Source organism: Nocardia nepalensis (assembly GCF_048910785.1).
Taxonomy (GTDB): Bacteria; Actinomycetota; Actinomycetes; order Mycobacteriales; family Mycobacteriaceae; genus Nocardia; species Nocardia nepalensis.
Window position 1 is genome coordinate 560,674 of record NZ_JBKBET010000028.1, and the last position, 24,197, is coordinate 584,870.

Consider the following 24,197-nt stretch of genomic DNA (forward strand, 5'->3'; position numbering starts at 1 on the left):
GCCATAACGGACGTGGCCCAACTATCGAGATTACTCCCCCTGATTCTCCCGGGAGCGCCATCGTCGGACCAAGCGCGACGCGCGGTCGGAGTCTAGACCTCTACTTTAGGGCCAGCAGAAATATGGGCACGTCGAACCGACAACACCGCTGCGCGCCCGTCAACTCAGCTATCGGTGGCCTTGAAGTCGTCCGGGGAGACCGATTCGAGGAACTCCTTGAACTTCTCCACCTCGTCCTCGCGCTCGTCCGGCATGACCAGCCCGGCCTCCTCGAGCACGGGCTCCTCGGCATAGATCGGGCAACCCACCCGCAAGGCGATCGCTACCGAATCCGACGGCCGCGCCGAGATCCGCAGATCGTTGTCGAAGACCAGATCCGCGTAGAAGGTGCCCTCCTGCAGATCGACGATCCGCACTTCCTTGAGGGTATGCCCGAGGTCGGCGATCAGGATCTTGATCAGATCGTGGGTCAGCGGACGGATCGGAGTCACCCCCTCTTGTTCCAGCACGATCGCGGTCGCCTCGGCCTGCCCGATCCAGATCGGCAAGTACCGGTCTCCGGACGCCTCGCGGAGCAACAGCACGGGCTGGTTCTGTGGCTGCTCGACACGAATGCCGATAACGCGCATCTCACTCATCGCACTGCCTCCCAATGACTCGCCGGCCGCCCGGCATGACCGCTGCAGAGCTCGCCGTACCACGAGTCTAAGCGAACCTCGAGGCGTGCAGCATTCGGTGTGCACAGCCGAAATCGGCGTGTTGTCCGTCTGGAACGCAAACCGGCCCCGCCGGAAATCTCAGCCGCCGAGCGAGGACCGCACCGATGCCTTCACCAGACAGGTGTGCAGCGTCAGCGACAGCGCCGCGAGTTCGCGCACTGTTTCCTCCGCGCGCGCCCGCGCACCGGCATCGCGACTCTTGGCGATCGGGGCGGCGATCTGCGCCACCAGCGCGGCCTCGCGATCCGCGGCCAGCTTGAAGGCGCGCAAATGCCTTGCCTCCAGCCCGAATTCGGCCATCGCCTTGGCGGTCTTGGCCAGCGTCACCGCGTCCGCGTCGAAGAAACCCGCGGCGCCCGGCGTGATCAGATTGGCCCGGATCAGATCGGCGAGGAATTTCTCGTCGATCTCGGCCTGGGCGAGCAGATCCGCGCGGGTGAGGCGGATTTCGTGATCGAATCGCAGCTCGTCGGGCGAGATCTCGCCCGGCACGACACCGAGTCTGCGTGGCGCCGAGGTACGGGCCGCATTGTGCGCCGAAGGTGTTGCGGTGGGCTCGGAGTCGGGCAGCACGTGCCCGGCCTCCGGCACACCGTTGCGGCCGGAGTGCGCCCGGGCGCGGGCTTCCCGCACACCGAGCGTCGCCGCACCGCTGTCGATCGCCTCGAGCTGTTCCTTGATCACCTTCAAGGGCAGGTACTGGTCGCGCTGTGCGGTCAGTACGAACCTGAGCCGTTCACAGTCCGCGATCGAGAACCTGCGATAACCCGACGGTGTGCGCTCGGGTCTGATCAACCCCTCGGCCTCGAGGAAGCGGATCTTCGAGATGGTGATGTCCGGAAAGTCCGGTCGCAGCAGGTCCAGCACGGAGCCGATCGACATGCCTCCGCGAGCCCACTGCGCCGCGCCCGTCATAGCATCGAGTCTTTCATGACACAGCGTTCTTCCCTGTCAACACCGCCGACACGCGAAATCCGTGCCGCAAGTGTCACAGGCTGCCCGCACCCGCCGACGGCTCGTTCACTTGGGCCTTCGGTCCGGTGAGGAACACGAGGCGGAACTTGCCGATCTGTACCTCGTCACCGTTCTGCAGCTCCGAGGAATCCACCGGCTCCCGGTTGACATAGGTGCCATTGAGGCTGCCCACATCGACCACCTGGAAGGAATCGTCGTCCTGCCGGAACTCGGCGTGCCGACGGCTGACGGTGACGTCATCGAGAAAGATGTCACTGTCCGGATGGCGGCCCGCCGACGTGGTCGGCTGATCGAGCAGGAACCGCGAGCCCGCGTTCGGGCCGCGCTTGACGACCAAGAGGGCAGCGCCAACAGGCAGACCCTCGACCCCTTGGACCGGCTGTTCGCCGGTCACCTCAGCGGAGCGCGACGCGTCGACCTCGTTCAGGAAATCCGCGCGGAAGACCGACGTCGTCTCGGCCGCGGTCTCCCCGTAACCCGGGTCTTTGTTCTCGCTCACCGTTTCTCTCCTCCTCGAACCTGATTATCCATGCAAGCAGGTGCTGCCTTCACCGCCACGACCTGGGGATCCTGGCGCTAGAACACCGGCTGCCAAGCACCGGCACATCTGTTGGCATTGACCGTACCCTGCCAGGGCGTACCCGTGCAGGTAGAACCGGGAAGGCTTGGTCAGCCCCCGATAACTCCTTGATAACCTGCGGCATCCAGCAGTTCACCCAGCGCCGCATCCACGCTGCCCTCCTCGCTCAACTCGAGCTCGAAGATCCACCCATCGCCATAGGGATCGGTGTTCAGCGTTTCCGGTGCCGTGGTCAGAACATCGTTCACCGCAACGACTTTCGCGGCCAGCGGAGCGTAGATATCGGACACGCTCTTGGTCGACTCCACCTCGGCGATGCCCTCCGCAGCGGCCACATCCTTGTCCAGGTCGGGCAGCTGCACGAACACAACGTCACCGAGTTGAGACTGTGCGTAATCGGTGATGCCCACGCGAACCCGGGTCGGGCCGATTCGCCGCACCCATTCGTGCTCCTCGGTGTAGCGCAGATCCTCGGGGGTCTGGGTCACAGGCCATCCTTTCATCTAGCTGACCTTCTCGAGCGACCTGCAAGCAGTCGCTACGTGCCGACGCAACTCTAATCGCTACTCACCGCGGTGTGGCACAGCCGGTATCGCTCGCGCGACAGCGAAAGCCTTCCAGATGTACAGCACGCCGGTCCACACATACACCGCCGTGCCCCAGACCAGGAATGCCCCACCGAAGGCACGGCCGAAACCTGCCAGCGCCCAGTCCATCTGACCGGCCAGCAGCCACGGCAGCGCCGACATCAGCGCGAAGGTGGCCGCTTTGCCCAGGTAGATGACCTCCGGGGGGTCCAGCTCACGGCGTTTGTACACCGAAAGGGTCAGCGCGAGGATCGCGTCGCGGCCGATCAGGATCACCGCGACCCACCAGGGCATCAGCCCGCGGATGACGAAGGCGGCCAGGGTGGTCACCAGGTACAGCCGATCCACGAACGGGTCCAGCAGAGCGCCGAGCCGCGAGGACTGGTCGAGCAGCCGGGCCAGCTTGCCGTCCAGGAAGTCGGTGACGCCGCTGGCCACCAGCAGCGCGAATGCCCAGCCGTCGGCCCGCAGCACCAGCAGCAACCACAGGAACAGTGGCACGCCCGCCAGTCGCAGCACGCTCAAGACGTTCGGGACGGTGAGGATGCGGTCGTCGAAGATGCCGCCAACGGCCGGGTCATCGGTATTGCCCGTGCCGGAGTCGGCGCGTTCGCCCGGTTCCGTCTTCCCCGATTCGGTTGTCACAGCCCGTGCATACCGCACCGACCCCGGTTCACGCCATCCGGGCACGCCGGTTGCGAACACTTTCGCGCACCTTCAAGCTGTGGATTACGCCGCACCAACCCGAGTGACAGAATGAGTGTGAAACCATCTCATATGGTTGGTCTACAGGCTGCCGCACGGTTCAGAAAGGGAAACCATGCCCGCATTCGACTACGACGTGGTAGTGATCGGCTCCGGATTCGGCGGGAGCGTGAGCGCGCTGCGCCTGACCGAGAAGGGCTATCGGGTCGGGGTGCTCGAGGCGGGACGCCGCTGGAACGCCGAGGATATTCCGAAGACGAATTGGAATGTGCGCAAATCGATCTGGGCGCCACGGCTCGGTTTGACCGGACCGCAACGGATCAGCGTCCTCGGCAAGTGCGCGGTGTTCTCCGGGGCCGGTGTGGGCGGCGGATCGCTCATCTACGGCAACACCCTCTACGAGCCGCTGCCGAACTTCTACACCGATAAGCAGTGGGCCCACATCACCGACTGGCAGGCCGAACTCGCGCCGTACTACGACCAGGCCCAGCGCATGCTGGGGGTGGCGCCGAACCCGCGGATGACACCGGCCGACGAGGTGATCAAGGAGATCGCCGACGATCTGGGGGTCGGCGACACCTTTCACCCCACCAATGTCGGCGTGTTCTTCAACGAGGACGATCCCGGCACCGAGGTCGAGGACCCGTACTTCGGCGGCGCGGGCCCGCGGCGGCGCGGCTGTGTGCACTGCGCGCAATGTTTCACCGGCTGTCCGAACAATGCGAAGAACACCACCACCACGAATTACCTCTACCTCGCCGAAAAGGCCGGGGCCGAAGTGCATCCGCTGACCACAGCGACCGCGGTTCGTCCGCTGTCCGGTGGCGGCTATGCGGTCGATACCGAGCGCTCGGATCGCTGGATCCGCAAGCAGCGCAAGACCTTTACCGCCGAGCAGGTGGTGTTCGCTGGTGCCGCGCTCGGAACCCAGAAGCTGCTGCACCGGATGCGCGACGAGGCCGTGCTGCCGAATCTGTCGCCGCGCCTCGGCGAACTGACCCGCAGCAACTCCGAGGCAATCCTCAATGTGGTGAGCCGCTCACGCCGCGATTTCGCCGAAGGCATCGCGATCACCTCCTCCATCCATCCGGAGGCCGATACCCATATCGAGGTCTGCCATTACGGCAAGGGACAGAATGCGCTGTTCCCGATGTCGGTGCCGATCGTGGACGGCGGCGCGTTCCGATTCCTGCGCTTCCTGTTGGCAATCGTCTTGCACCCGTTGGTATTCCTGCGCAGCCTCAACGCGCACCACGCCTCGGAGAAGTCGGTGATCCTGCTGATCATGCAGTCGCTGGACAATTCGTTGACCTCCTACCGCAAGCGCGGGCAGTTGAAGACCAAACAGGGCACCGGCGAACCGAATCCGACCTGGATTCCGCTGGCGCACGATATCGGCCGCCGGTTCGGCCGCAAGGTGAACGGCGATACCCATGGCCTGATCATGGACGTGTTCAACATCCCGGCCACCGCGCACTACATCGGCGGCTGCGTGATCGGCGAGGGCCCGGAGGCCGGTGTGGTGGATCCATATCAGCGGGTATTCGGACATCCCGGCCTGCATATCGCGGACGGTTCGGCGGTCACGGCGAACCTCGGGGTCAATCCGTCGCTGACCATCACCGCACAGGCCGAGCGCGCAATGGCGTTCTGGCCCAATAAGAACGATGCCGATCCGCGCCCGGAGCTGGGCGCTCGGTATCGGCGGATCTCCCCTGTCGCCCCGAAGCATCCGACGGTGCCAGCGGCCGCACCCGGTGCGTTGCGGTTGCCGATCACGCCTGCTGATCCGGTGGTGTCCGCGACCTGACACCAGGGGCCGCGAAGACGCAGCGCCGCAGGCGCTGCAAAATGTCACAGTGTCAGACGGTGGTATCGATCTTCGCTCCTACGTCCCCGCCGAGGAGGTTCGCGCCCGCGGGCGCGCACTGCGGCAGCGGGTTCCGGTCACCGCACGGGACCGGGCGGCCACCGGGCCTGCGCGGCCGGATGTGCTGGACTTCCTGGCCGCGAGCAATGCCGGCCGGTTGCCGCATCTGGTGCCGCTGCGGGTGGGCCGGATGATCGCCTCGCCGTTCACCTTCTATCGCGGCGCGGCCGGGCTGATGGCCGCCGACCTCGCGGGCAGTCCGGACAGTGGGCTGTCCGCACAGCTCTGCGGTGACGCGCACGCCGCCAATTTCGGCCTGTACGGCACGCCGCGCGGCGAAATCATCATGGACATCAATGATTTCGACGAAACCATCGCGGGTCCGTGGGAGTGGGATCTGGAGCGGCTGGCGGCCAGTCTGGTGCTCGCGGGCCGCGAAGGTGGTGCGGCCGAAGACGATTGCGTGCGAGCGGCCCATGATGCCGCGCGGTCCTATCGGCTCGCCATCGATCATCTCGCCGACCAGCCGTTCATGGAATCGTGGAGTGCGCTGCCGGATGAGTCGATCCTGAGCCGGGCCAAGGCCGATGATCTGCTCGACGACTTCAAGAAGGCCGCGAAGAAGGCCCGCAAGAACACCAGCGCCAAAGTGGTCGAGAAATGGACCGAACATCTCGAGGATCACGAAACCGGGATCAGCAAACACCGATTCGTAAGCGACCCACCGATTCTCACGCCCGTCGACCCCAAGGTCGCCGAAGAGGTCATCGACGGACTCGAGCGCTACAGCGATACCCTGCTCGAGTCCCGGCGCAATCTGCTGTCCCGATTCGCGGTGTCCGACATCGCCTTTCGCATCGTCGGCACCGGCAGCGTCGGACTGCACAGCTATCTGGCCCTGCTGCACGGCAACGACGGCGAGGCGCTGGTGCTGCAGCTGAAGCAGGCCAATCCCTGCGCCTTGCGACCGTACCTGCCGGTACCGCCGCCGCGACACGAGGGTGAGCGAATCGTGCAGGGCGCCAGGCTGGTTCAGTCCGAGACCGATATCCTGCTCGGGTGGACCACGCTGCGCTTGGAAACCGGTGAGCTGCCGTTCGTGGTGCGACAATTCCGCAATATGAAGGGCAGTATCGATCCCACGGAGCTGTCATCGCAGGAACTCGACGATTACGGCAGGCTGGCCGGTGCGCTGCTGGCCCGTGCGCATTCGCGCTCCCTCGATCCGCGCCTGCTCGCCGGGTACCTCGACGGCGACGAGGCCTTCGAGAATGCGATCGCGCGCTTCGCGGTCCGCTATGCCGATCGGACCGAGGCCGACCACACCGCATTGGCCGATGCGGTGCGGGCTGGAAAGATCGCGGTGGAACATCCGCGGTGACACGCCGCGTCTGGTTGTCGGCACGGCGAACCGGGCCGTGTTGTCCGTATCCTTGCCACCATCGAGTGACGACGTGAAGGGCGGTCGCGAATGCTCGTGCGAGTACAGAACCCGGCAGGCACCAATGCCGAGCGGGCGCTGATCGACTGGCTGCGCACCTGGAAGGATCCGGCAAGCCCGCACGGCGTCGCCACGGTCAATTGCAGTCTGTTCCACAATGATCGGCTGCACCAGTTCGACGCCGTGGTGTGGACCCCGACCAGCTGTGTGGTGATCGAGGCCGAGGCGCTGGTCGCGCGCCAGGACGGCGTGCTGGAGGTGCCGCTGAGCGGCCCGTGGACGATCTCCGGCGAACCGGTCGCCACGGAGGGCCGCGATCGCCGCACCCCATTGGACAAATCGCGCGAACACACACTCGCACTGCAGAACTGGCTGGCCGCACGCGGTCTCGGCCAGCGCGCGGTGCACGGTGTCGCGCTGATCGTCCCGCTGCGCGGCGCCGAGCTGTCGGTGAAGCAGGAGTGGAGCGATCCGAGTTTCGATGTGATCCTCGGCAACGATCCGGACCGGCTGCGGCACTATTTCGAGACGCTGGCCGAATCCGAGAAGAACATCCACCTGTGGACCGCCAACGATGTGGCGGTGGCCTTCCGCAGCCTCGGCATCCTGCCCTATCTGCCCGCCCCGCAGGATTTGATCACCGAGGGTTTCCTCGGCCCGATCGATATCACGCTGTGGCACGGCGGCCCGCAGCAGGCGCAGGCGGAGGCCTATGCCGAGGAACTGAAGCAGGCCGAAAAGGACGCGCAGACATCGGCCCTGGTCATCGAGGCGCCCTGGTACAGCCCGTGGAAGCTGTATCCGCGGCAGGCGGGCGATATGGATCTCGGGCGAGCGTTCATGCGCATCGCGTTGGCGGCGGGCATGGTAGTCGCCCTCGCGTGGGTGATCTGGTTCGTGATGACCGCGGTCTTGACCTACGGGCCGTGAGGTAGGCCGGGATGTTGTCGCCAACCGCACAGTATCCGACGGCTCGGTTGGCACCGTGCGCGATTCGTCCGCGAGTGCACGCGCGATAGGTCCACGGGCCTGGTGCGCTCCGGTGCTGACTATCGTCGACGCGTGATCGCACCACGGCAGCTGCTCGGTTCACTCGGTCCTTACCGGGCCGACGTCGTCGCGCTGTGCGTGGTGATGCTCGGCGTCTTCGCGACCGTCCTGCTGCCGCTGACGTTTCCGGACAATGGCGGCACGACCGGCCTGGACCGCGCGCTCGCCGACCCGATCCACGCGGCCGCGGACGGCCATCCAGGTGTGTATCAGGGACTGGTGATTCCGAGCAACGGCTACATCCTGATCCCGCTGCTACTCGCGGCCGCCGCTTGGTTCGGCTATCAGGGGCAGTGGCGGCGCGCCGCGGCGATGGTGGTGCTTCCGGAGGTCGCGGTCGGGATCAACAGCTGGATGCTCAAACCGCTCTGGGATCGACCGCTGCACGATTATCTCGCGTATCCGAGCGGACATACCGTGCACCTGGTCGCGATCGCCACCACGTTCGTGCTGCTGATCGACTCGACGCGCGCACGGGTGGTCACCACCGTCATCGCCGTCGTCGCCCTGCTCTGTGCCGCCGTCGGCATGATCGGACTCGGCTACCACCTGCCCACCGATATTCTCGGCGGCACGGCCGCGGCGATCGCACTGATCACTGTGTGCTGGAGAGCGGCCGACCGCTTGCTCGAGCCGGCCGGACGAATTCGCCCGGCCGCTCGCACCTAGCACCTACCGCGGTGCGCCGCACCCGCTATACGGTCGTCGGGCTGTTCGTCCGATCGAAGACGCTGGCATCCTCGAGCAGGGCCGCGCGCAGCATGCTCTCCGGCACACCCAGGCCCTCGACCAGCGTGAGCGCGTCCGGGCGCAGCCGGTCCACGAGTTCATTGACGCCACGGCGCACGGCCTTCGCGCGTTCGACCGACATGAACCGGTGCATGATGAACCAGGCCTGATCCTCCTCGAGCATCGAGTAGACGTACAGATCGCACACGGTTTCAGCGAGTTCACGCGCGGCCGGGTCCGCGATCGCGGCAATGCCCTCGATGAACTCCTCGAGGATCAGCCGGTCGATATGCGCGGTGCCCGCGGCCAGGATGTGGTCCTGCGCGTTATTGAACGCCTCGAACGGGGCGGTGTCCTTCGCGCGGGCGCGCAATCGGTATCCGGCGGTGCGGACCAGGTAGTCCTCGCGGTCGGCGAACAGTTGCAGCTGCACCGATCGGCGGGACAGGTCGCCATCGTCGACGGTGTCGTCGCTGCGGTCGCGCAGGGTCTGGATCAGTTGGCGCACACCGGAACGCTTGCGCACCACATCACCGGCCATGGTGGCGGCGAAGCGCACCCAGCCGAGCGCGTCCAGATCGCGGATCTCATCGGAATAGGCGGTGAGCAGTTCCTTGGCCACCAGTTGAGTGAGTACGACATTGTCGCCCTCGAAGGTGGTGAACACATCGGTGTCGGCCTTCAGCGTGACCAGCCGGTTCTCGGTGAGATAGCCGGCGCCGCCGCAGGCCTCGCGGCATTCCTGGATGGCGCGGGTCGCGAACCTGGTCTGGGCGACCTTGAGTCCGGCGGCCCGCTTCTCCAGTGCACGCTGCGCACCCGGATCGAGATCCTGACCGGTCTGCACCAGATGCATCCGGCGCACCAGATCGTTCTGCGCGAATGCGAGTGCGTAGGACCGGGCGATCAACGGCAGCAACCGCCGCTGATGACTGCGGTAGTCCAGCAGCAAGGTCTCCTGACCGCTGTCCGGATCGGCGAACTGGCGGCGCTTCAACGCGTACCGGGTGGCAATGCTCAACGCGACCCGCGCACCGGCGGCCGCCGCGCCACCGACGCTGACCCGCCCGCGCACCAAAGTGCCGAGCGTGGTGAAGAATCGGCGGCTCGGATTCTCGATATCGGATTCGTAGGTGCCATCCGGTGCGACATCGGCATACCGGTTGAGCAGGTTCTCGCGGGGAATGCGGACCTGATCGAAGACGATGCGTCCGTTGTCGACGCCGAGCAGACCGCCCTTGAGGCCGTCGTCGTAAGTGGTCACGCCCGGCAGATCGGCACCGTGCTCATCGCGGATCGGCACCAGGAAGCAGTGCACGCCCTGGCTGGTGCCCTGTGTGATCAGCTGCGCGAAAACCGCTGCCATCCCGGCATGTTCGGCCGCGCCGCCGATGTAGTCCTTGCGCGCCGACGGCGTCGGCGAATGCACCACGAACTCCTGGGTCGCCGGATCATAGGTCGCCGTCGTCTCCAGATTCGCGACATCGCTGCCGTGCCCGGACTCCGTCATCGCGAAACAGCCGAGCAGATCCAGCGATATCAGCCGCTTGACCACGTCCCGATGCCGCTCGGTCCCCAGGTTCTCCACGGCGCCGCCGAACAAACCCCACTGCACACCGGATTTCACCCATAGCGACAGGTCCGCATAGGCCAGCATCTCCAGCCCGACCACTGCCGCGCCCGGTTCCCCGGTTCCGCCGTGCTCGCGCCGGAAACCGCGCTCCGCGTAGCCCATCGAGGCGATCACCCGCATCTGCCCGAGCACCCGCGCTCGCGCCGCGTGGTAGTCGAGATAGGGGTCGCCGGCGAACTGATTACCGGCCAGCGCCACCCTGGCCTCGGCTCGAACCGCGCGCCATGGGCCGTCGAGTGCGTCGCGGAGGTGGTCCGATGTCGAGGGATTCTCGGTGTCAGCCATATCTCGACACTAGCGGTCCGCCGACGGCTGGCGACCTGCCCGTGCCGCTCGCCGGCCCGGACATCGTCCGCCTCAGCGACCACCGCTGGCGTCCTGACCAGCGGATTCAGCCGACACGAACATCGTGACGCGACAACTTCGCCAAACCCTTGCTTTGCGATTGAACAGGCGTTTAATATACTAAACATGTGTTCAACCAGAGAGCCGTACCGCAAGGATCCGCCGATGTAGGAGGCGACGCGTGACGTCCTCCACGAGCTCGGAACTCACCACCGCCGCCCGGATTCGCGATGCCGCGATCGTGGTGTTCGGTGAAAACGGATTCCAGGTCGGAGTGCGCGCGATCGCCGCGGCGGCCGGTGTCTCTCCCGGATTGGTCAACCATCACTTCGGCTCCAAAGACGGTCTGCGCGCCGTCTGCGACGAGCGCGTGCTGCAGTTGATCCGGGAACAGAAGTGGAAGACCGCAACCGAGACGAATGTCGCCAAGGGCATGCTCGCCGCCATGGCCGAGATCGAGGCCTACGGTCCGCTGGTCGCGTATATGGTGCGCAGCCTGCAGACGGGCGGACCGATGGCCGAATCCCTTCTCGAGCACATGATTTCCGATGCCGAGGAGTACATCCAGGCAGGTGTCGACGCGGGCACCATCAAGCCGAGCCGCAATCCGGCGGCTCGCGCCAGATATCTGACGACGGTCAATGTCGGCGCGACCGTCATGTATTTCACGCTGCTACAGCAGCGCGGGGAAAAGTTCGACTACGGCAAGGTCGTTCGGGAAATGACCGAGGAATTCGCCTTCCCCGCCGTCGAGCTCTACGCCCAGGGATTCCTCACAGACCCAACGATTTTGGACACACTCACCAAGGAGACCTGATGTCCGACATCATCGAAGTTCGCGACCTGCACAAGAACTTCGGCCACGTCGCCGCCCTCGATGGGCTGAATCTCGCGGTCCGCGAAGGCGAAATCCACGGCTTTCTCGGCCCGAACGGCGCGGGTAAGTCGACCACCATCCGTATCCTGCTCGGTATTCTGCGGGCCAGCTCCGGCGCGGCTCGGTTACTCGGCCGCGACCCGTGGACCGATGCGGTCGAACTGCATCGCGAACTCGCTTACGTACCAGGCGATGTCACGCTGTGGCCATCGCTGTCCGGCGGGGAGACCATCGATTTGCTCGCCAGAATGCGCGGGGAAATCAACCCGCAGCGCCGCGCCGAACTGATCGAGCGCTTCGATCTGGATCCACGCAAGAAGGCGCGCACATACTCGAAGGGCAACCGGCAGAAGGTCGCATTGATCTCCGCACTCGCCTCCGATGTCCGTCTGCTGCTGCTCGACGAACCGACCTCGGGCCTGGATCCGTTGATGGAGCAGGTCTTTCGCGAATGCGTCGAGGAGGCGAAACAGCGCGGTACCACCGTCCTGCTGTCGAGTCATATCTTGTCCGAGGTGGAGGTGCTGTGCGACCGGGTGACCATCATCCGGGCCGGGCGCACCGTGGAAAGCGGATCGCTCACGGATATGCGGCATCTGTCACGCACCTCGATCACCGCCGAATTGCTCGGCGACCCAGGCGATCTCAGCCGGATCGCCGGTGTCGAGGACATCGAACGCGACGGTTCCACGTTGCGTTGCCAGGTCGACAGTGAACATCTCGGCGAGTTGATCCGGATCCTCGGCGACACCGGGGTGCGCAGCCTCACCAGCGCACCGCCGACGCTCGAGGAGCTGTTCATGCGGCACTACCACGTCGACGGCGCGACGCCGGAGCAGGCCACCGCGTCCATGGAGAAGGTGGGATCATGACGACCGCAACCGTGGGTGGCAGGCATTACGCCACGCCCGTCGTGCGCGGGTCCGCCGACTTCGCCGGTACGACCCGATTGCTGCGGCTGTTCCTGCGTCGCGACCGAATTGTGCTGCCGCTGTGGGTATTCGCCTTCGGGCTGCTGCCCGCCGCCTATGTCGGCAGCGCCAAGGCCGTCTATGCCACGCAGGCCGACCTCGATCATGCGGCGAAGTCGGTCATGGAAAGCCCGGCGCTGGTGGCCATGTACGGGCCGGTGTTCAGCACCGACCTCGGCTCCGTCGGGCTGTGGAAGGCCGGGCCGTTCTACGCGATGATCGCGATCGCGACGATCCTCACCGTCATCCGGCACACTCGGGTCGAGGAGGAGACCGGTCGCGCGGAGTTGGTCGGCGCCACCAGCATCGGCCGCTATGCCGGGCTGACGGCCACCATGATCATGACGGTGACCGGCTGTCTGATCGTCGCCGTCCTGAGTGCCTTCGCGCTGTACGGCAGTGACCTGCCCGCCGCCGGTTCGCTGGCATATGGCGCGACGCTCGGCTGCTCCGGATTTGTCTGGGCCGGGGTCGCCGCCGTCGCGGCACAGGTGAGCGTGAGCGCACGGGTCGCGCGCGGGGTGGCGTTCGGCGCACTCGGCACGGCGTTCGCGCTGCGCGCGGTAGGCGACGCGGGAAACGGTGTGCTGTCGTGGTTTTCGCCGCTGGGCTGGTGTATCAATATGCGGCCGTATGCGGATGAGCGCTGGTGGGTGCTGATCCCGCTGGTCGCCGTCGCGGTTGTGACCACTGTCGCCGCGTATGTGCTACTGCGGCAACGTGATACCGGATCGGGCCTGCTCGCCGAGCGGCCCGGCGCACCGGTCGGGGCTCCCGCACTCTCGGGTCCGTCCGGACTGGCGTGGCGGCTGCAGCGCGGCTCGCTGCTGGCCTGGTCCATCGGCTTCCTGCTCTATGGATCGCTGATGGGCGGCGCCATCAACAGCGTCGGCGACATGCTCGAGAACAGTAAGCAGATCCGCGATGTGATCAACCGGATGGGCGGCACGGATGTGCTGCAGAATTCCTTCATCACCTTCGCCCTCAGCATGCTGGCCATCGCCGCCTCGGCCTACTCCATCTCGGCCGTGCTGCGGCTGCACGAGGAGGAGTCGAGCCAGCGCGCCGAGGCCACCCTGGCCGGATCGGTGAGCCGAGCACGCTACGCGCTCAGCCACATCGGCATCGCACTGCTCGGACCCGCGGTGCTGCTGTTCATCGCGGGTGCGGCGGTCGGGGTCATCTACGGGATATCGGACGGCGATCTCGCGGGCAAACTCGGTGACTGCCTCGGCGCGGCGGCAGTTCAAGTGCCCGCCGTGTGGGTGCTCACCGGCATTACCGTGGCGATCTATGGTCTGGCACCCCGCTACACCCCGGTCGCCTGGGGCGTGCTCAGCACGATGATCGCCATCTTCGTCATCGGCTCCCTCGACGGACTACCACAATGGGCCCGCGACCTGGTCCCCTTCGTGCATCCGCCGAAGCTGCCCGGCTCGTCCTTCGAAGCCACCCCCATCCTGTGGCTGCTCGGGATCGCGGTCGCATTGCTCGCAGTCGGAATCGTCGGCTTCCGCCGCCGCGACCTGCGCTGAATGTCGATAGCACCGTCGCCCCGTCGCGAGTTACATTCTCGTGGCGGGGCATTCTCATACCGCTTCGATACCGAGCTTCCCGGCCAGGCGGGTCAGGTATGCGCGCACGTCGTCCGCGTCGCGATCCGGCAATCCGAAAACCGCCTCGGTGACGCCCAATTCGGCCCATTGGGCGAGCTGCGCCGGATCGTGGCGTCCGGCCAGTGCGATGATCTCGGGACTGCCCTCGCGGTCGTGTTCGCGCCAAACCCGGTGCAGCAGTTCGATTTTCTCGCCGAGTCCGGCTTCGGTGGGTGTGGTGAGCCAGCCGTCGGCGTTCTTGGCCAGCCAGGTGAACGACTGCTCGGTTCCGGCCGCGCCGAGGATCACCGGAATTCGTTTCTGTACCGGCTTGGGCCAGGACCAGCTCGGTCCGAAACTCACGAATTGCCCTTCGAAGCTGGCCTCCTCATCGGACCAGAGGGCGCGCATGGCGTCGAGGTGTTCGCGTAGTACCGTCCTGCGCTTGTTCGCGGGCACGCCGTGATGCGCCATTTCATCGGTATTCCAGCCGAATCCGACGCCGAGGCTGACCCGGCCGCCGGACAGGTGATCCAGCGAGGCGAGGGTTTTGGCCAGGGTGATCGGATGGTGTTCGGCGGGCAGCGCGACCGCGGTGGACAGCGTTATGCGGCTGGTGACCGCCGCCGCGGTGGCCAGCGCGACCCATGGGTCAAGGGTGCGCAGATAGCGGTCGTCGGGCAGGCTGGCATCCCCGGTGCGCGGATGCGCCGCCGCCCGGACCACCGGGATATGGGTGTGTTCCGGTACATAGAACGCGTCGAATCCGGCCTGTTCGGCGGCTGCGGCCGCATCGGCGGGCGTGATGCCCCGGTCACTGGTGAACAACACAATTCCGTACCGCACCGTACCCGCTCCCAGTCGCTCGCGACCGCTTCCGGATCGCTCGAAGAATCAGCAAATTAGAACAAGTTCTACCACTTTTGGCTGATCCGACCAAGTGTTCGGACAGCCGTCTAGCCATCGAGACGGTCCGGGACCACCGCAGATGCGGCCCCGGCATCGGGTGACTACGGTCGCGCACATGGGTCCGGAATCATTCTCAGGAGGAGACGACACCACCGCGCTCGGCAAGCGGCCGCGACTGCGTTTCTTCCGCGCACCCCGCATCCCCGTCGTCAAACAGGCGGTCGATCTGCTGGTCGCCGACCGGCAGGCCACCGCCGACACCATCGTCGCCGCGCCGACACCGCTGCAGCCGATCGATCTCACCGACGACGCCCGGGTCGCGGAGGTGCTCGATCTGGCGGTGCGCGTCGGCGAGGTCGTGCTGGCCTCGGGTACCGGTGTCATCGATACGACCACCCAGGTGCGCTTCATCGCCGCCACCTACGGCCTGTCCCGCTGCGATATCGACGTCACCTACGACGCGATCAGGATCTGGGCCGACCGCGGCCCGCAGCTGCCACCCGCCAGCACCATGCGCGTGGTCAAGTATCGCTCGCTGGACTTCACCCGGCTCGCCGCGGTCGACCGGCTTACCCGCCGCATCCGCAACCAGGTCGTGCCGCCGGATGCCGCCCGTGCCCAATTGGACGCGATCACCTCCGCGCCGCACCCGTACCACCGCTGGACCGCCACCTTCGGCTGGTCACTGCTTGCCGCGTCGATCGCGGCGCTGCTCGGCGGCGGATGGCTCGTGGCCGCGGTCAGCTTCGGCACCACACTGGCGATCGACCGCGCCAATCGCGTCCTCAATCGATACGGCCTGCCATTCTTCTTCCAGCATGTGGTGGGCGGTGCGATCGCCGCGACACCGGCGCTGCTGCTGGCCACCCTGGCCGCGACAATCGATATCGATGTCGATCCGACGCTGATCATCGCCGCCGGAATCACCGTGCTGCTCAGTGGTTTGCAACTGGTCGGCGCGGTGGAGGACGCGATAACTGGCGCACCGATCACCGCGACCGCCCGCATGCTCGAGGTGCTCATGATGACCGGCGGCATTATCGCGGGCATCGCGATGGCATTGCGGATCGGCCAGCTCGCGGGCGCGACGGTGCCGCCGGTCTATCTGACCTCCGGCCGCGATATCACCGATCTGCCGATCAAGATCGCGGCCGGTGCGGTGGCCGCGCTTGCCTTCGCGCTCGCCTGCTACGCGGAGCGGCGCGCGCTCGCCGCGGCTGGGTTCGGCGGCGCGGCCGGCACGATCTGTTTTCTACTAGTGCAGCATCTCGGCTTCGGCCCGGTGATCTCCTCCGCGGTCGCGGCGACGCTGGTCGGCCTGGCCGGTGGTCTGATGGCGCGCCGGTCACTGACTCCCCCGCTGGTCGTCGCGGTCGCGGGCATCACTCCGCTGCTGCCCGGCCTCAAGGTGTATCGCGGGCTCTACGCACTGCTCAATGACGAGTTGCTGATCGGAGCCAATCAGGTGCTGGCGGCGGTCGGCGTCGGGTGTGCGCTGGCCGCGGGCGTGACCATCGGCGAATGGATCGACCGCACCGTGCGCAGGCCGCGGATCCTGAGCCGATTCGGCTCGATCCGCAGGCCGGTGATCGTGCGCCGGCGCCGCACGTCGCGCCATCCCGCACGTCGGGACTCCGGCCGACCTCGAGCGACGCACCAGGACTAGCCGGTATGGTTGTACCGGCTGGTTAGGGTGCCCAAAGCACAATGCGATAGTGAGGTGGTTCCGGAATGTCGGACACAGTCCCGTTCTCCACGGCGATCCGGACCGCCACCGCGCAACAGCACGAAGAGGCCGAGAACTCCTCGTTCATCAGTGACATGCTCGGCGGCTCGCTCGGCATCGACTCCTACCACCGCTACACCGCCCAGCTCTGGTTCATCTACCGCGCGCTGGAGGGCCGCTGGGAAACCCTCGCCGACGATCCGATCGCGGGCCCGTTCATCCGCCCCGAACTGGCCAGAACCGCCGAACTCGAACGCGACCTGGCCCACCTCATCGGCCCGGACTGGCGCGACGCACTCGAAGCGCTGCCCGCCACCGCCGCCTACGCCGAACGCATCGATGAATGCGCCCGCGACTGGCCCGCCGGATATATCGCCCACCACTACACCCGCTACCTCGGAGATCTGTCCGGCGGCCAGGTGATCCGCGGCACCGCCGAAAAGCTCTGGAACCTGCCGCATCGCGGCGACGGCGTCCGCTTCTATGTCTTCGACGGCGTCGGCAATCCGGCCGCCTTCAAACGCGAATACCGCGCACTGCTCGACCAATTGCCGCTCGACGACCTCGAACGCCGTCGCGTGCTCGACGAGGGACAGCAGGCCTTCGCACTCAATACCGCGGTCTTCGCCGAACTCGCCGCCGAATTCCCGGCCCGCCGCCCCTCCTGATCGGGACGCCGCACTCGAACACCTACCGACAGCGTCGTCACCACAGTCATCACCCTGATCGTCGGACCGGCCGAACCGGGCCGTTTTCCACCAATCCGAAGACTCGTTCCAAACCACTCCGGCCCGCGTCGATCTGTTCGACGGCCCCCTGTTGCAGCGGATCCCGCAGCGCAGGTGCGTCGTCCCACAGCTCGTCCACCGCCATGGTCAGTTCTTGTTCCAGTTCGGGATCATCGAGGTGCACCACCCGCAGACCTGTCCCGAACATCTGCGCCAAGCCGTGGAATTTATCGTCGTAATACTCCGATGCCGTTATCCCGACGGCCGGAATGCCCTGCGACAAAGCGAAAACCGCCAGATGGTAGGCACTGGTCACCAGCATCCGGCAGCGCCCGACCTGACGCACGACATCGGCCGGCGTACCGCCGCGACCTACCGGCGGCAGCGCCTTGGCCGCGCCCGCCAGCAGCGACAGCGTCCAGCGCCGGTCCTCGCAGGCGTATTCGGAGATGATCAGCGGCACCAACCCGGCGTCCAGTTCCGCAGAACGCGTGCGCACCACCTGTCGGACGATCTCATGAGCCTCCGGACCGACCTGCGCGCAGTCGCCGACGCGCAAGCACACCCCGATATCGGCGCCGATCCTGGCATCGCGGGTGCGATAGGCGAATTCGACCGAGTCGTCGCCGGTGACCAGCACCCGGTCGGCCGCGACGCCACATTTGCCGAGCAGGTCCGGGCCGCGCCGTCCCTCGCGCAAGGCCACGAAGTCGACCTTCGGCAGCACCTCGGCGGCCCGCTGTAATAAATACGGGTCATGCAGCGGTCCGATGCCCTGACCGAGCAGCGCCGTCGGAATGCCGAGCGCGGACGCCTGTTCGAGCAGATTCAGAGTGCGGTGCGCCTGGTAGCGGTCGACGTCGGTCAGATAGCCGCCGCCATTCGCGAGGACCAGCGACGCCTGTTCGACCGCCGCCGGAATCTCCACCGGAAATTCGAGTTCCGGTGCCGCCGAGCTCTCCTGCGCCTCGGTGCTCTCGCCGCGACCGCGCGAGCGGATCGCCCGCAGGCGATCCTTGGGTCCATCCGTGCTCGCCCGCCACCACAGCGCCGCCGGTCCGATCACTTTCGTTCCCGCCGTGCGGTTCAGCAGCCCCTGCCAGCCGTCCGAGCCCCAACGCCAGTCGGGACCGTAGATCGGTTCCGCCTCCGGCACCAAACCCCGCAATACGCTGGGTTGCTGGGTCAGCACGCCGATGCGCGCCCGCGGCCAGTGCTGGCGGATCCGCTCGACGGTGACGACCATCGTCGCGATATCGCCGCGATTGCGCAGCCAGTACTCGCCGTTCTCGACGAGCACGCGGATCTCGCGCTCGCCGATATCGATACGCTCACCCACAGACCCCGTGGTCCCCACTGCCCTAGTCCCTCCCGCCAGTCCCCCGCGGGTCGGTCCGTGCCGAACACGAACTCGGTGTGGAATCTACCGCACCCGAGGGATGTCGGCCACATCGCTAATCCAGTGGCCGCTTTGATATCTGGCCGCCATAGACCGCGCGCAACGACGCCGCGGCGAAGGCGGCGCAATAGTCGATCAGATCGTCGATCGGAACGTCGAGGCGGCCGCCTTGTTTCTCGACGATCACCCGTTCCAACATCCCGACCACCGAGAGCGCGAAGATATCGACGATCTCCGCGGGTGGCTGATCATCCGGGCGCGCCTCGGTGGCCGTGGCCGCCACCAAACGGGCGAAGCGCCACAATGCTTCCCGCATCCGAGGTTCGGCCCCGGCCGCGGTGGGTTCGACGAAGACGATGCGCAGTTTGCGCGGGTCCTGCGCCAGCGCAGTGAGATACGTGCCGATACCGGCCCGCAGCTTGCGGGTTCCGCGTGCCTGCGTCGCCTCGACCGCCGTGACCACCGCCGCGAACAATTCGTCGATCACCTGGTCGAAGACCGCGGCGAACAGCTCCTTGGTTCCCGTGAACGATTCGTAGAAGTACCGGTCGGTCAAACCGGCCGTGCGGCATAGATCTTTCACGCCGGTCGCCGAGTATCCGCGGGTGCCGAACAGCTTCATTCCGGCCTCGAGGAGTTTGCCGCGCCGCGCCGCGACTCGATCCTCCGCACCCACACCGCCATAGGTCCGCACCGGGCGTCGCTGCATCGTCATCTACGCATTGTCTCCCATCGCAACTCGCGATCTGATAAATATGACGATCGGAATCGTCAGATTTAGGGGACGCGCAGTGACAACACAGCATCGGGACAACCAGGTCAGCAGGCGCGCACTGCTGCGCGGCGCGGCCGCGGTGGCGGGCACCGCGGGTTGGGCGGCATCGACCGCGAGCGCGACAGCCCAGTCCGCACCGCGACGCCGAAACGGCCCGGCGCGCAATACCGTCGCGGTGCTCGGCGCGGGCATCGGCGGCCTGACCGCGGCCCACGAATTGGCCGAGCGCGGATTCGCGGTGACCGTCTTCGATCGCAAGGAACTCGGCGGCAAATCCCGCACGATTCCGCTGCCCGGCACCGGTGTCGGCGGCCGCGCGCCGCTACCCGGCGAACACGGCGCGCGCGGCTTCACCTCGTTCTATCACCACGTGCACGATACGATGCGCCGCATTCCACTGCCCGGCACCCGGAAGTCGGTGTACGACAACCTGATTCCGTTCTCGGTGAGCGATCCGCGCTATCCGCGCTCCGGCGATCTGCCCGATGGCTTCCCGCTCATGTTCGGGTTCTATTTCGACCCCGCGCAGGCACTCACCCCGGAGGGACTGCAGCGGATCCTGGTCGAGGTGTTCATGAAGAACAACCTCATTCCACTGCCCGAGGCGATGCATATGGCCGGGCGGGTCCTCACCTATCTGACCTCGAGCGAGGAGCGCCGCTTCGGTCAGTGGGAGCACGTCAGCTGGTGGGATTATGTGGGCGCGGCAAGTAGATCCGCGCAGTTCCAGGCGCTGGCCGCCACCGGTCTGACGCGCGCACTGGTGGCCGCCAAGGAGTACGTGGCCAGCACCAGGACCATGGGCAACATGATGGAGGGCTTCTTCATCGCACTGCTGCAGGAGCTCACCGGCGGCCCCAAGGTGTACGAGGTGCTCAACGGGCCGACCAATGAGGCCTGGCTCGATCCGTGGATCGCGCTGCTGGAGGGGATGGGCGTGCAATTGCGGCCCGGCCACGCACTAGAGGAGTTCGTGGTGTCCGACGGCCGCATCGGCGGCGCGCACATCCGCCGCCCGAATGGCGCGACAGAGGTGTTCGACGCGGATTGGTATGTGTGCGCGGTGCCGACCGATCGGGCCCGGCGGCTGTGGTCACCGGAGATCCGCGCGTTGGATCCCGGTCTGGGCCGGATGGACGCGCTCACCGTCGACTGGATGAACGGCATGCAGATGTTCGTCACCGAAAAGCTGGACCTCGGCAAGGGTTACAACATCTACCTCGACGCACCGTGGCGGCTGACCTCCTACACCCAGCGCGCGTTCTGGAATGTCGACTACGCCGCCAAGTACGGCGACGGTTCGATCGTCGACGGCCTCACGATCGATATCGCCGACTGGGATACCCCCGGCATCCTGTTCGGCAAAACCGCCAAAGAGTGCACACGCGAGGAGATCTACCAGGAGACCTGGGCCCAGATGACCGCGGCGCTCAACGACGACGGCAGGATTCAGTTGCCGGACGGGATCGTTCGCGAATGGATGCTCGATCCCGGCATCAAATGGGCGGACGGCCAGAATACGAATGATGAACCGCTGCTGGTGAATACGATTGGCTCCTGGGCCGACCGGCCGACCGCGCACACCAGGATCCCGAACCTCTTCCTCGCCGCCGACTACGTCCAGACCAACTTCGATCTGGCCACCATGGAGGGTGCGAACGAGGCGGGCCGCACCGCGGTGAACGCACTACTGGACGCATCCGGCTCCCCCGCCGCCCGCGCCCAGCTGTTCACCCGCGATTCGATACCGGCCTTCGAACCGTTCCGGCAAATGGACGCGGCGCGCTACCGCGCCGGGCAGCCGAATCTGTTCGACCTCGGATAGCGACTGGGGCGGCGATTGCGCCGGAGGGCTTCGCGAGAACATCGCCGTCACCGCCGCCGCAACGCTGGACAACTCTTAACCGGATCCACGCGGCCGGTCGATCTCGGTCGCGAAAGACTGCTCCGCGAGGTCGATCCTCAGGTGCTCGAGTCCGGCCCGGATCCGGGATTTGACCGTGGGCAGGCCGACGCCGAGGCGCGCGGCCACCTGTGGGTAGGTGAGGCCGCAATAGTAAGCGAGAGAGATGGATTCGTGCTGGAGTGCGGTCAGGTTGGTGAGACTTCTGCGCAGCGCGTCTCGCTCATCACGACGCAGCGCCTCCTCGGCCACCACATCGGTGGGCGGCTGATAATCGCGGCTGCCCCAGTGGTGGTTGTGGTCGAGGGCGGCGCGCTCATGCCGGACCCGGTCCACGGCCTGGCGGTGGGCCAGCATGCGCAGCCAGGTCGGCACCGAGCCGCGGTGCTCGTCGAAACCGACCGCGCAGCGCCACACCTCGAGATAGACGTCGTGACAGGTTTCCTCGGCGTAGCCGCGATCGCGCACGATCGACAGTACGCGCCGGTAGACCAGACCGCGGGTGCGACGGTACAGCTGGGCGAAGGCCTGCTGATCGCCGTCGCCGATGCGGTGTACCAGTTCGGCATCGTAGGCATCGGATTCGATATCGATGCGATTACGAACCGGGCCGGCGATGGGTCGCGCAGTGGCTGGAATTCGTTCGAACCGTTGCGGAACGAGCAAGAACACGATTGCCCCCTGACAAACCGATGATGCGATAAGCGAAGCGATTCGACGCTGAGTAATGCGTCGAAGCAGACCGTCGAGGGCATGGACGGAACTGTCGGAGAACGGGATCCGGCCGGGGGCTCGGGCCGGGAATCCACCGTCAGCCAGACTACCGTGCCGTGTGCATATGCCGATGCACTTTCACGATCAAATGATCAGATGCGCAGTCCGAGTTCGACGATCCCCTTCGCCACCGCCTGCACCGTGACCCGATTCTTGCGCGCATGGCTCCGGATCAGCTCGAACGCGACCTCGGGTGTGGTCCGCCTGGCATTGGCGATCACGCCCTTGGCCTGTTCGATGACGATCCGTGAATCCAGTGCGTGCTGCAGTTGCGCGGTCAAACGCTGTTGGCGGCGAAGGATATTCGCGTTGAGGATGTGCCCGGTCGCCATGCTGGCCAGCAGTGCGCCCACCGAGAGGTCGCGATCGGTCCAGACCCGCGGCGTCGGGCCGTACAAGCCGAGCGCGCCGACCGTGCTCCCGCCCACCCGCATCGGAATCTCGGCCAGCGACGACACCCCGTGCCGGACCGCCTCGGCGCAGAACTCCGGCCAGCATTCGCGGCGCCGACCGATATCGTCGACCACGATCGGTTCGCCGGTGCGGTACGCGTCCATGCTCGGGCCGCGTTCGCTGCGGTGCTGGCAGAGTTCGATATCCACGAAGTCTTCCGGCGCGGCGGCCGCGAAGCGGGTTTGTTCATCGGGGTTCGGCGGCTCGTCCGGCATCAGCATGACGGTGCAGCCCGCCAGGTCCAGCGCCGCGGTGGCGCTGCGCATCAGCTGTCGCACCATCTCAGCCGTGTCACCTATCGCGGGGAGCAGTTCGGCGAGCCGCGCCGCAACCAGCACCTCGTTGTCAGCCACCCGAATCACCCCGCACGCGCGAAAGCCGATCGTCCCCGTCAAGTCCCACGCCGCACTTGCTGACATTTCCATGGTATGGCTGAGCGAACTCGCACACCAGGAATTTGGGCGCGCGGCGGCATATCCGCGAAATGTCCAGCTACCCTGTGGATTCCGATGACGTGACCGCCGAACAGTGGTCGACATGACCACTATCAGGATGCCACCATGGACGAGGCTCGACCTGACCGAACACAATGTCGTGCGCGCTCAGGCCTATTTTCGCTGAATTCTCTCCGCGTAAATGTGTCGACAATGCGGCGAGCAGCAGGCACCGCGACCGACTCCGGGAGACCGCAATGGAGCGCGCATTCGATGATCGGCAGCACGACCGATCCACTGAGCCGCTACCGCATTCGACACAGCTATTGCGGTTACTCGTGCGCGCGATCGACTCACTCGCGAGCGATTTCGACGTGGTAGAGCTCTGCCAGCAGTTGCTGGAGGCCTGCGTCGAGGTCACCGATGCCGCCGATGCCGGACTACTGCTGGCCGACCAGCGCGGCGATCTGCAGGTGCTCGCCTCCACCACCGAAGCGCCGCGACTGCTGGAACTGCTGCAATTCGAGGGCCCCGGCCTGCGGGCCTATCGCAGCAGAAGTCCGGAAACCGTGCCCGATCTGCGTGCCGCCCAGGATCTTTGGCCGGAATTCGCGCCCGCCGCGCTGGCCGCCGGGTATCGCTGCGCCTATGCCGTGCCGTTGCGGCTGCACCGCGAGAGTATCGGCGCACTCACGATTCTCGCCGCTCCCGCCGCCGCGCACGGCCACCTAGGACTGCGCATCGGACAGCTTCTCGCCGATATCGCGGCGATCGGCATCGCCCATCATGTACTGCTCGCCCAGGGCGGAATCATCCACGCGCAGTTGCCCACCGCGCTGAATACGCGCGTCGCCATCGAGCAGGCGAAGGGCGTGCTCGCCGAACGCGGCAGCCGGGATATGGATCTCGCGTTCGGGCTCATGCGCACCCATGCCCGCGCCACCGGCGGACGTCTCGCCGATATCGCCGGTGACATCGTCGAGGGTCGCGTCGACCTGCGCGCCGACGTGGCGGACTGA

General features: G+C 66.3%; 22 protein-coding genes. 11 read left to right on the forward strand and 11 right to left on the reverse strand.

Translation table 11 applies throughout. The features are described from left to right. Positions 1–164: 164 nt before the first annotated feature. The 5 genes from ACHQ4I_RS23320 to ACHQ4I_RS23340 all read right to left on the reverse strand — a co-directional run bounded on the left by ACHQ4I_RS23320 (position 165) and on the right by ACHQ4I_RS23340 (position 3,422). Positions 165–638 carry a bifunctional nuclease family protein gene (locus ACHQ4I_RS23320; protein WP_420773920.1) on the reverse strand — a complete coding sequence of 158 codons (474 nt, stop codon included), beginning with the start codon at positions 636–638 and terminating at the stop codon, positions 165–167. 159 nt (positions 639–797) lie between these two features. After that, positions 798–1,634: a transcriptional regulator FtsR gene (gene ftsR / locus ACHQ4I_RS23325; protein ID WP_420773921.1), complete on the reverse strand. Its 837-nt coding sequence runs from the start codon at positions 1,632–1,634 to the stop codon at positions 798–800. Positions 1,635–1,707: 73 nt separating this feature from the next. Then, on the reverse strand, positions 1,708–2,193 hold the full coding sequence (odhI, locus tag ACHQ4I_RS23330; RefSeq protein WP_420773922.1) for an oxoglutarate dehydrogenase inhibitor Odhl: 486 nt from the start codon (positions 2,191–2,193) through the stop codon (positions 1,708–1,710). 170 nt (positions 2,194–2,363) lie between these two features. Next, on the reverse strand, positions 2,364–2,762 hold the full coding sequence (gene gcvH, locus ACHQ4I_RS23335) for a glycine cleavage system protein GcvH (protein WP_420773923.1): 399 nt from the start codon (positions 2,760–2,762) through the stop codon (positions 2,364–2,366). 75 nt (positions 2,763–2,837) lie between these two features. Next, positions 2,838–3,422: a CDP-alcohol phosphatidyltransferase family protein gene (locus ACHQ4I_RS23340; protein WP_420774186.1), complete on the reverse strand. Its 585-nt coding sequence runs from the start codon at positions 3,420–3,422 to the stop codon at positions 2,838–2,840. A gap of 259 nt (positions 3,423–3,681) precedes the next feature. Between ACHQ4I_RS23340 and ACHQ4I_RS23345 the strand changes: the two genes are divergently transcribed. From ACHQ4I_RS23345 to ACHQ4I_RS23360, 4 genes are all read left to right on the forward strand, one after another. Further along, entirely contained in the window at positions 3,682–5,376 is a 1,695-nt protein-coding gene (locus tag ACHQ4I_RS23345) for a GMC oxidoreductase (RefSeq protein WP_420773924.1), read from the forward strand. Positions 5,377–5,425: 49 nt separating this feature from the next. Continuing rightward, the gene (locus ACHQ4I_RS23350; RefSeq protein ID WP_420773925.1) at positions 5,426–6,817 is read left to right on the forward strand and encodes a DUF2252 domain-containing protein; all 1,392 of its coding nucleotides are present in this window, start codon (positions 5,426–5,428) and stop codon (positions 6,815–6,817) included. Positions 6,818–6,907: 90 nt separating this feature from the next. Continuing rightward, a complete protein-coding gene (locus ACHQ4I_RS23355) occupies positions 6,908–7,807 on the forward strand; it encodes a nuclease-related domain-containing protein (RefSeq protein ID WP_420773926.1) in 900 nt (299 codons plus the stop codon). Between the two features lie 132 nt (positions 7,808–7,939). Then, entirely contained in the window at positions 7,940–8,596 is a 657-nt protein-coding gene (locus tag ACHQ4I_RS23360) for a phosphatase PAP2 family protein (RefSeq protein ID WP_420773927.1), read from the forward strand. 25 nt (positions 8,597–8,621) lie between these two features. Here the strand turns inward: ACHQ4I_RS23360 and ACHQ4I_RS23365 are convergent, their stop codons facing one another. Then, complete coding sequence (locus ACHQ4I_RS23365; RefSeq protein ID WP_420773928.1) at positions 8,622–10,574, reverse strand: acyl-CoA dehydrogenase family protein; 1,953 nt, start codon at positions 10,572–10,574, stop codon at positions 8,622–8,624. A gap of 241 nt (positions 10,575–10,815) precedes the next feature. Between ACHQ4I_RS23365 and ACHQ4I_RS23370 the strand changes: the two genes are divergently transcribed. From ACHQ4I_RS23370 to ACHQ4I_RS23380, 3 genes are read left to right on the forward strand one after another with little or no spacing between them, the layout of a single operon-like run. Beyond that, positions 10,816–11,451 carry a TetR/AcrR family transcriptional regulator gene (locus ACHQ4I_RS23370; RefSeq protein WP_420773929.1) on the forward strand — a complete coding sequence of 212 codons (636 nt, stop codon included), beginning with the start codon at positions 10,816–10,818 and terminating at the stop codon, positions 11,449–11,451. Then, positions 11,451–12,383: an ABC transporter ATP-binding protein gene (locus ACHQ4I_RS23375; protein ID WP_420773930.1), complete on the forward strand. Its 933-nt coding sequence runs from the start codon at positions 11,451–11,453 to the stop codon at positions 12,381–12,383. Before ACHQ4I_RS23370 ends, ACHQ4I_RS23375 begins: the two co-directional genes overlap by 1 nt. Further along, positions 12,380–14,017, forward strand: coding sequence for an ABC transporter permease (locus tag ACHQ4I_RS23380; protein ID WP_420773931.1), 1,638 nt, complete (start codon positions 12,380–12,382; stop codon positions 14,015–14,017). The genes ACHQ4I_RS23375 and ACHQ4I_RS23380 overlap by 4 nt, the downstream gene beginning before the upstream one ends. A gap of 54 nt (positions 14,018–14,071) precedes the next feature. Here the strand turns inward: ACHQ4I_RS23380 and ACHQ4I_RS23385 are convergent, their stop codons facing one another. Beyond that, on the reverse strand, positions 14,072–14,923 hold the full coding sequence (locus ACHQ4I_RS23385) for a TIGR03619 family F420-dependent LLM class oxidoreductase (protein WP_420773932.1): 852 nt from the start codon (positions 14,921–14,923) through the stop codon (positions 14,072–14,074). A gap of 262 nt (positions 14,924–15,185) precedes the next feature. Between ACHQ4I_RS23385 and ACHQ4I_RS23390 the strand changes: the two genes are divergently transcribed. Further along, complete coding sequence (locus ACHQ4I_RS23390) at positions 15,186–16,652, forward strand: threonine/serine exporter family protein (RefSeq protein WP_420774187.1); 1,467 nt, start codon at positions 15,186–15,188, stop codon at positions 16,650–16,652. Positions 16,653–16,717: 65 nt separating this feature from the next. Next, positions 16,718–17,380 (forward strand): biliverdin-producing heme oxygenase, encoded by a 663-nt coding sequence (locus tag ACHQ4I_RS23395; RefSeq protein ID WP_420773933.1) that lies wholly within the window; start codon positions 16,718–16,720, stop codon positions 17,378–17,380. Between the two features lie 49 nt (positions 17,381–17,429). Here the strand turns inward: ACHQ4I_RS23395 and ACHQ4I_RS23400 are convergent, their stop codons facing one another. Then, on the reverse strand, positions 17,430–18,779 hold the full coding sequence (locus ACHQ4I_RS23400) for a polysaccharide pyruvyl transferase family protein (protein WP_420773934.1): 1,350 nt from the start codon (positions 18,777–18,779) through the stop codon (positions 17,430–17,432). Between the two features lie 115 nt (positions 18,780–18,894). Further along, positions 18,895–19,554 carry a TetR/AcrR family transcriptional regulator gene (locus ACHQ4I_RS23405; RefSeq protein WP_420773935.1) on the reverse strand — a complete coding sequence of 220 codons (660 nt, stop codon included), beginning with the start codon at positions 19,552–19,554 and terminating at the stop codon, positions 18,895–18,897. Positions 19,555–19,630: 76 nt separating this feature from the next. On the opposite strand from ACHQ4I_RS23405, the gene ACHQ4I_RS23410 reads away from it, so the two are divergent. Further along, on the forward strand, positions 19,631–21,439 hold the full coding sequence (locus tag ACHQ4I_RS23410) for a hydroxysqualene dehydroxylase (RefSeq protein WP_420773936.1): 1,809 nt from the start codon (positions 19,631–19,633) through the stop codon (positions 21,437–21,439). A gap of 75 nt (positions 21,440–21,514) precedes the next feature. Here ACHQ4I_RS23410 and ACHQ4I_RS23415 read toward each other — a convergent pair whose 3' ends face one another. Both ACHQ4I_RS23415 and ACHQ4I_RS23420 read right to left on the reverse strand, forming a co-directional pair. Further along, positions 21,515–22,189, reverse strand: coding sequence for a sigma-70 family RNA polymerase sigma factor (locus ACHQ4I_RS23415; protein ID WP_420773937.1), 675 nt, complete (start codon positions 22,187–22,189; stop codon positions 21,515–21,517). A gap of 194 nt (positions 22,190–22,383) precedes the next feature. Continuing rightward, complete coding sequence (locus ACHQ4I_RS23420; protein ID WP_420773938.1) at positions 22,384–23,097, reverse strand: GAF and ANTAR domain-containing protein; 714 nt, start codon at positions 23,095–23,097, stop codon at positions 22,384–22,386. Between the two features lie 338 nt (positions 23,098–23,435). On the opposite strand from ACHQ4I_RS23420, the gene ACHQ4I_RS23425 reads away from it, so the two are divergent. Next, positions 23,436–24,197, forward strand: a complete 762-nt coding sequence (locus tag ACHQ4I_RS23425) for a GAF and ANTAR domain-containing protein (RefSeq protein WP_420773939.1) — start codon at positions 23,436–23,438, stop codon at positions 24,195–24,197.

Bases quoted from the DNA above. Each gene is read 5' to 3' on its own strand.
- ACHQ4I_RS23320 (WP_420773920.1), bottom strand. From the start codon at position 638: ATGAGTGAGATGCGCGTTATCGGCATTCGTGTCGAGCAGCCACAGAAC.
- ftsR (WP_420773921.1), bottom strand. From the start codon at position 1,634: ATGACGGGCGCGGCGCAGTGGGCTCGCGGAGGCATGTCGATCGGCTCC.
- ACHQ4I_RS23345 (WP_420773924.1), top strand. From the start codon at position 3,682: ATGCCCGCATTCGACTACGACGTGGTAGTGATCGGCTCCGGATTCGGC.
- ACHQ4I_RS23355 (WP_420773926.1), top strand. From the start codon at position 6,908: ATGCTCGTGCGAGTACAGAACCCGGCAGGCACCAATGCCGAGCGGGCG.
- ACHQ4I_RS23365 (WP_420773928.1), bottom strand. From the start codon at position 10,574: ATGGCTGACACCGAGAATCCCTCGACATCGGACCACCTCCGCGACGCA.
- ACHQ4I_RS23375 (WP_420773930.1), top strand. From the start codon at position 11,451: ATGTCCGACATCATCGAAGTTCGCGACCTGCACAAGAACTTCGGCCAC.
- ACHQ4I_RS23380 (WP_420773931.1), top strand. From the start codon at position 12,380: ATGACGACCGCAACCGTGGGTGGCAGGCATTACGCCACGCCCGTCGTG.
- ACHQ4I_RS23395 (WP_420773933.1), top strand. From the start codon at position 16,718: ATGTCGGACACAGTCCCGTTCTCCACGGCGATCCGGACCGCCACCGCG.
- ACHQ4I_RS23405 (WP_420773935.1), bottom strand. From the start codon at position 19,554: ATGACGATGCAGCGACGCCCGGTGCGGACCTATGGCGGTGTGGGTGCG.
- ACHQ4I_RS23425 (WP_420773939.1), top strand. From the start codon at position 23,436: ATGGAGCGCGCATTCGATGATCGGCAGCACGACCGATCCACTGAGCCG.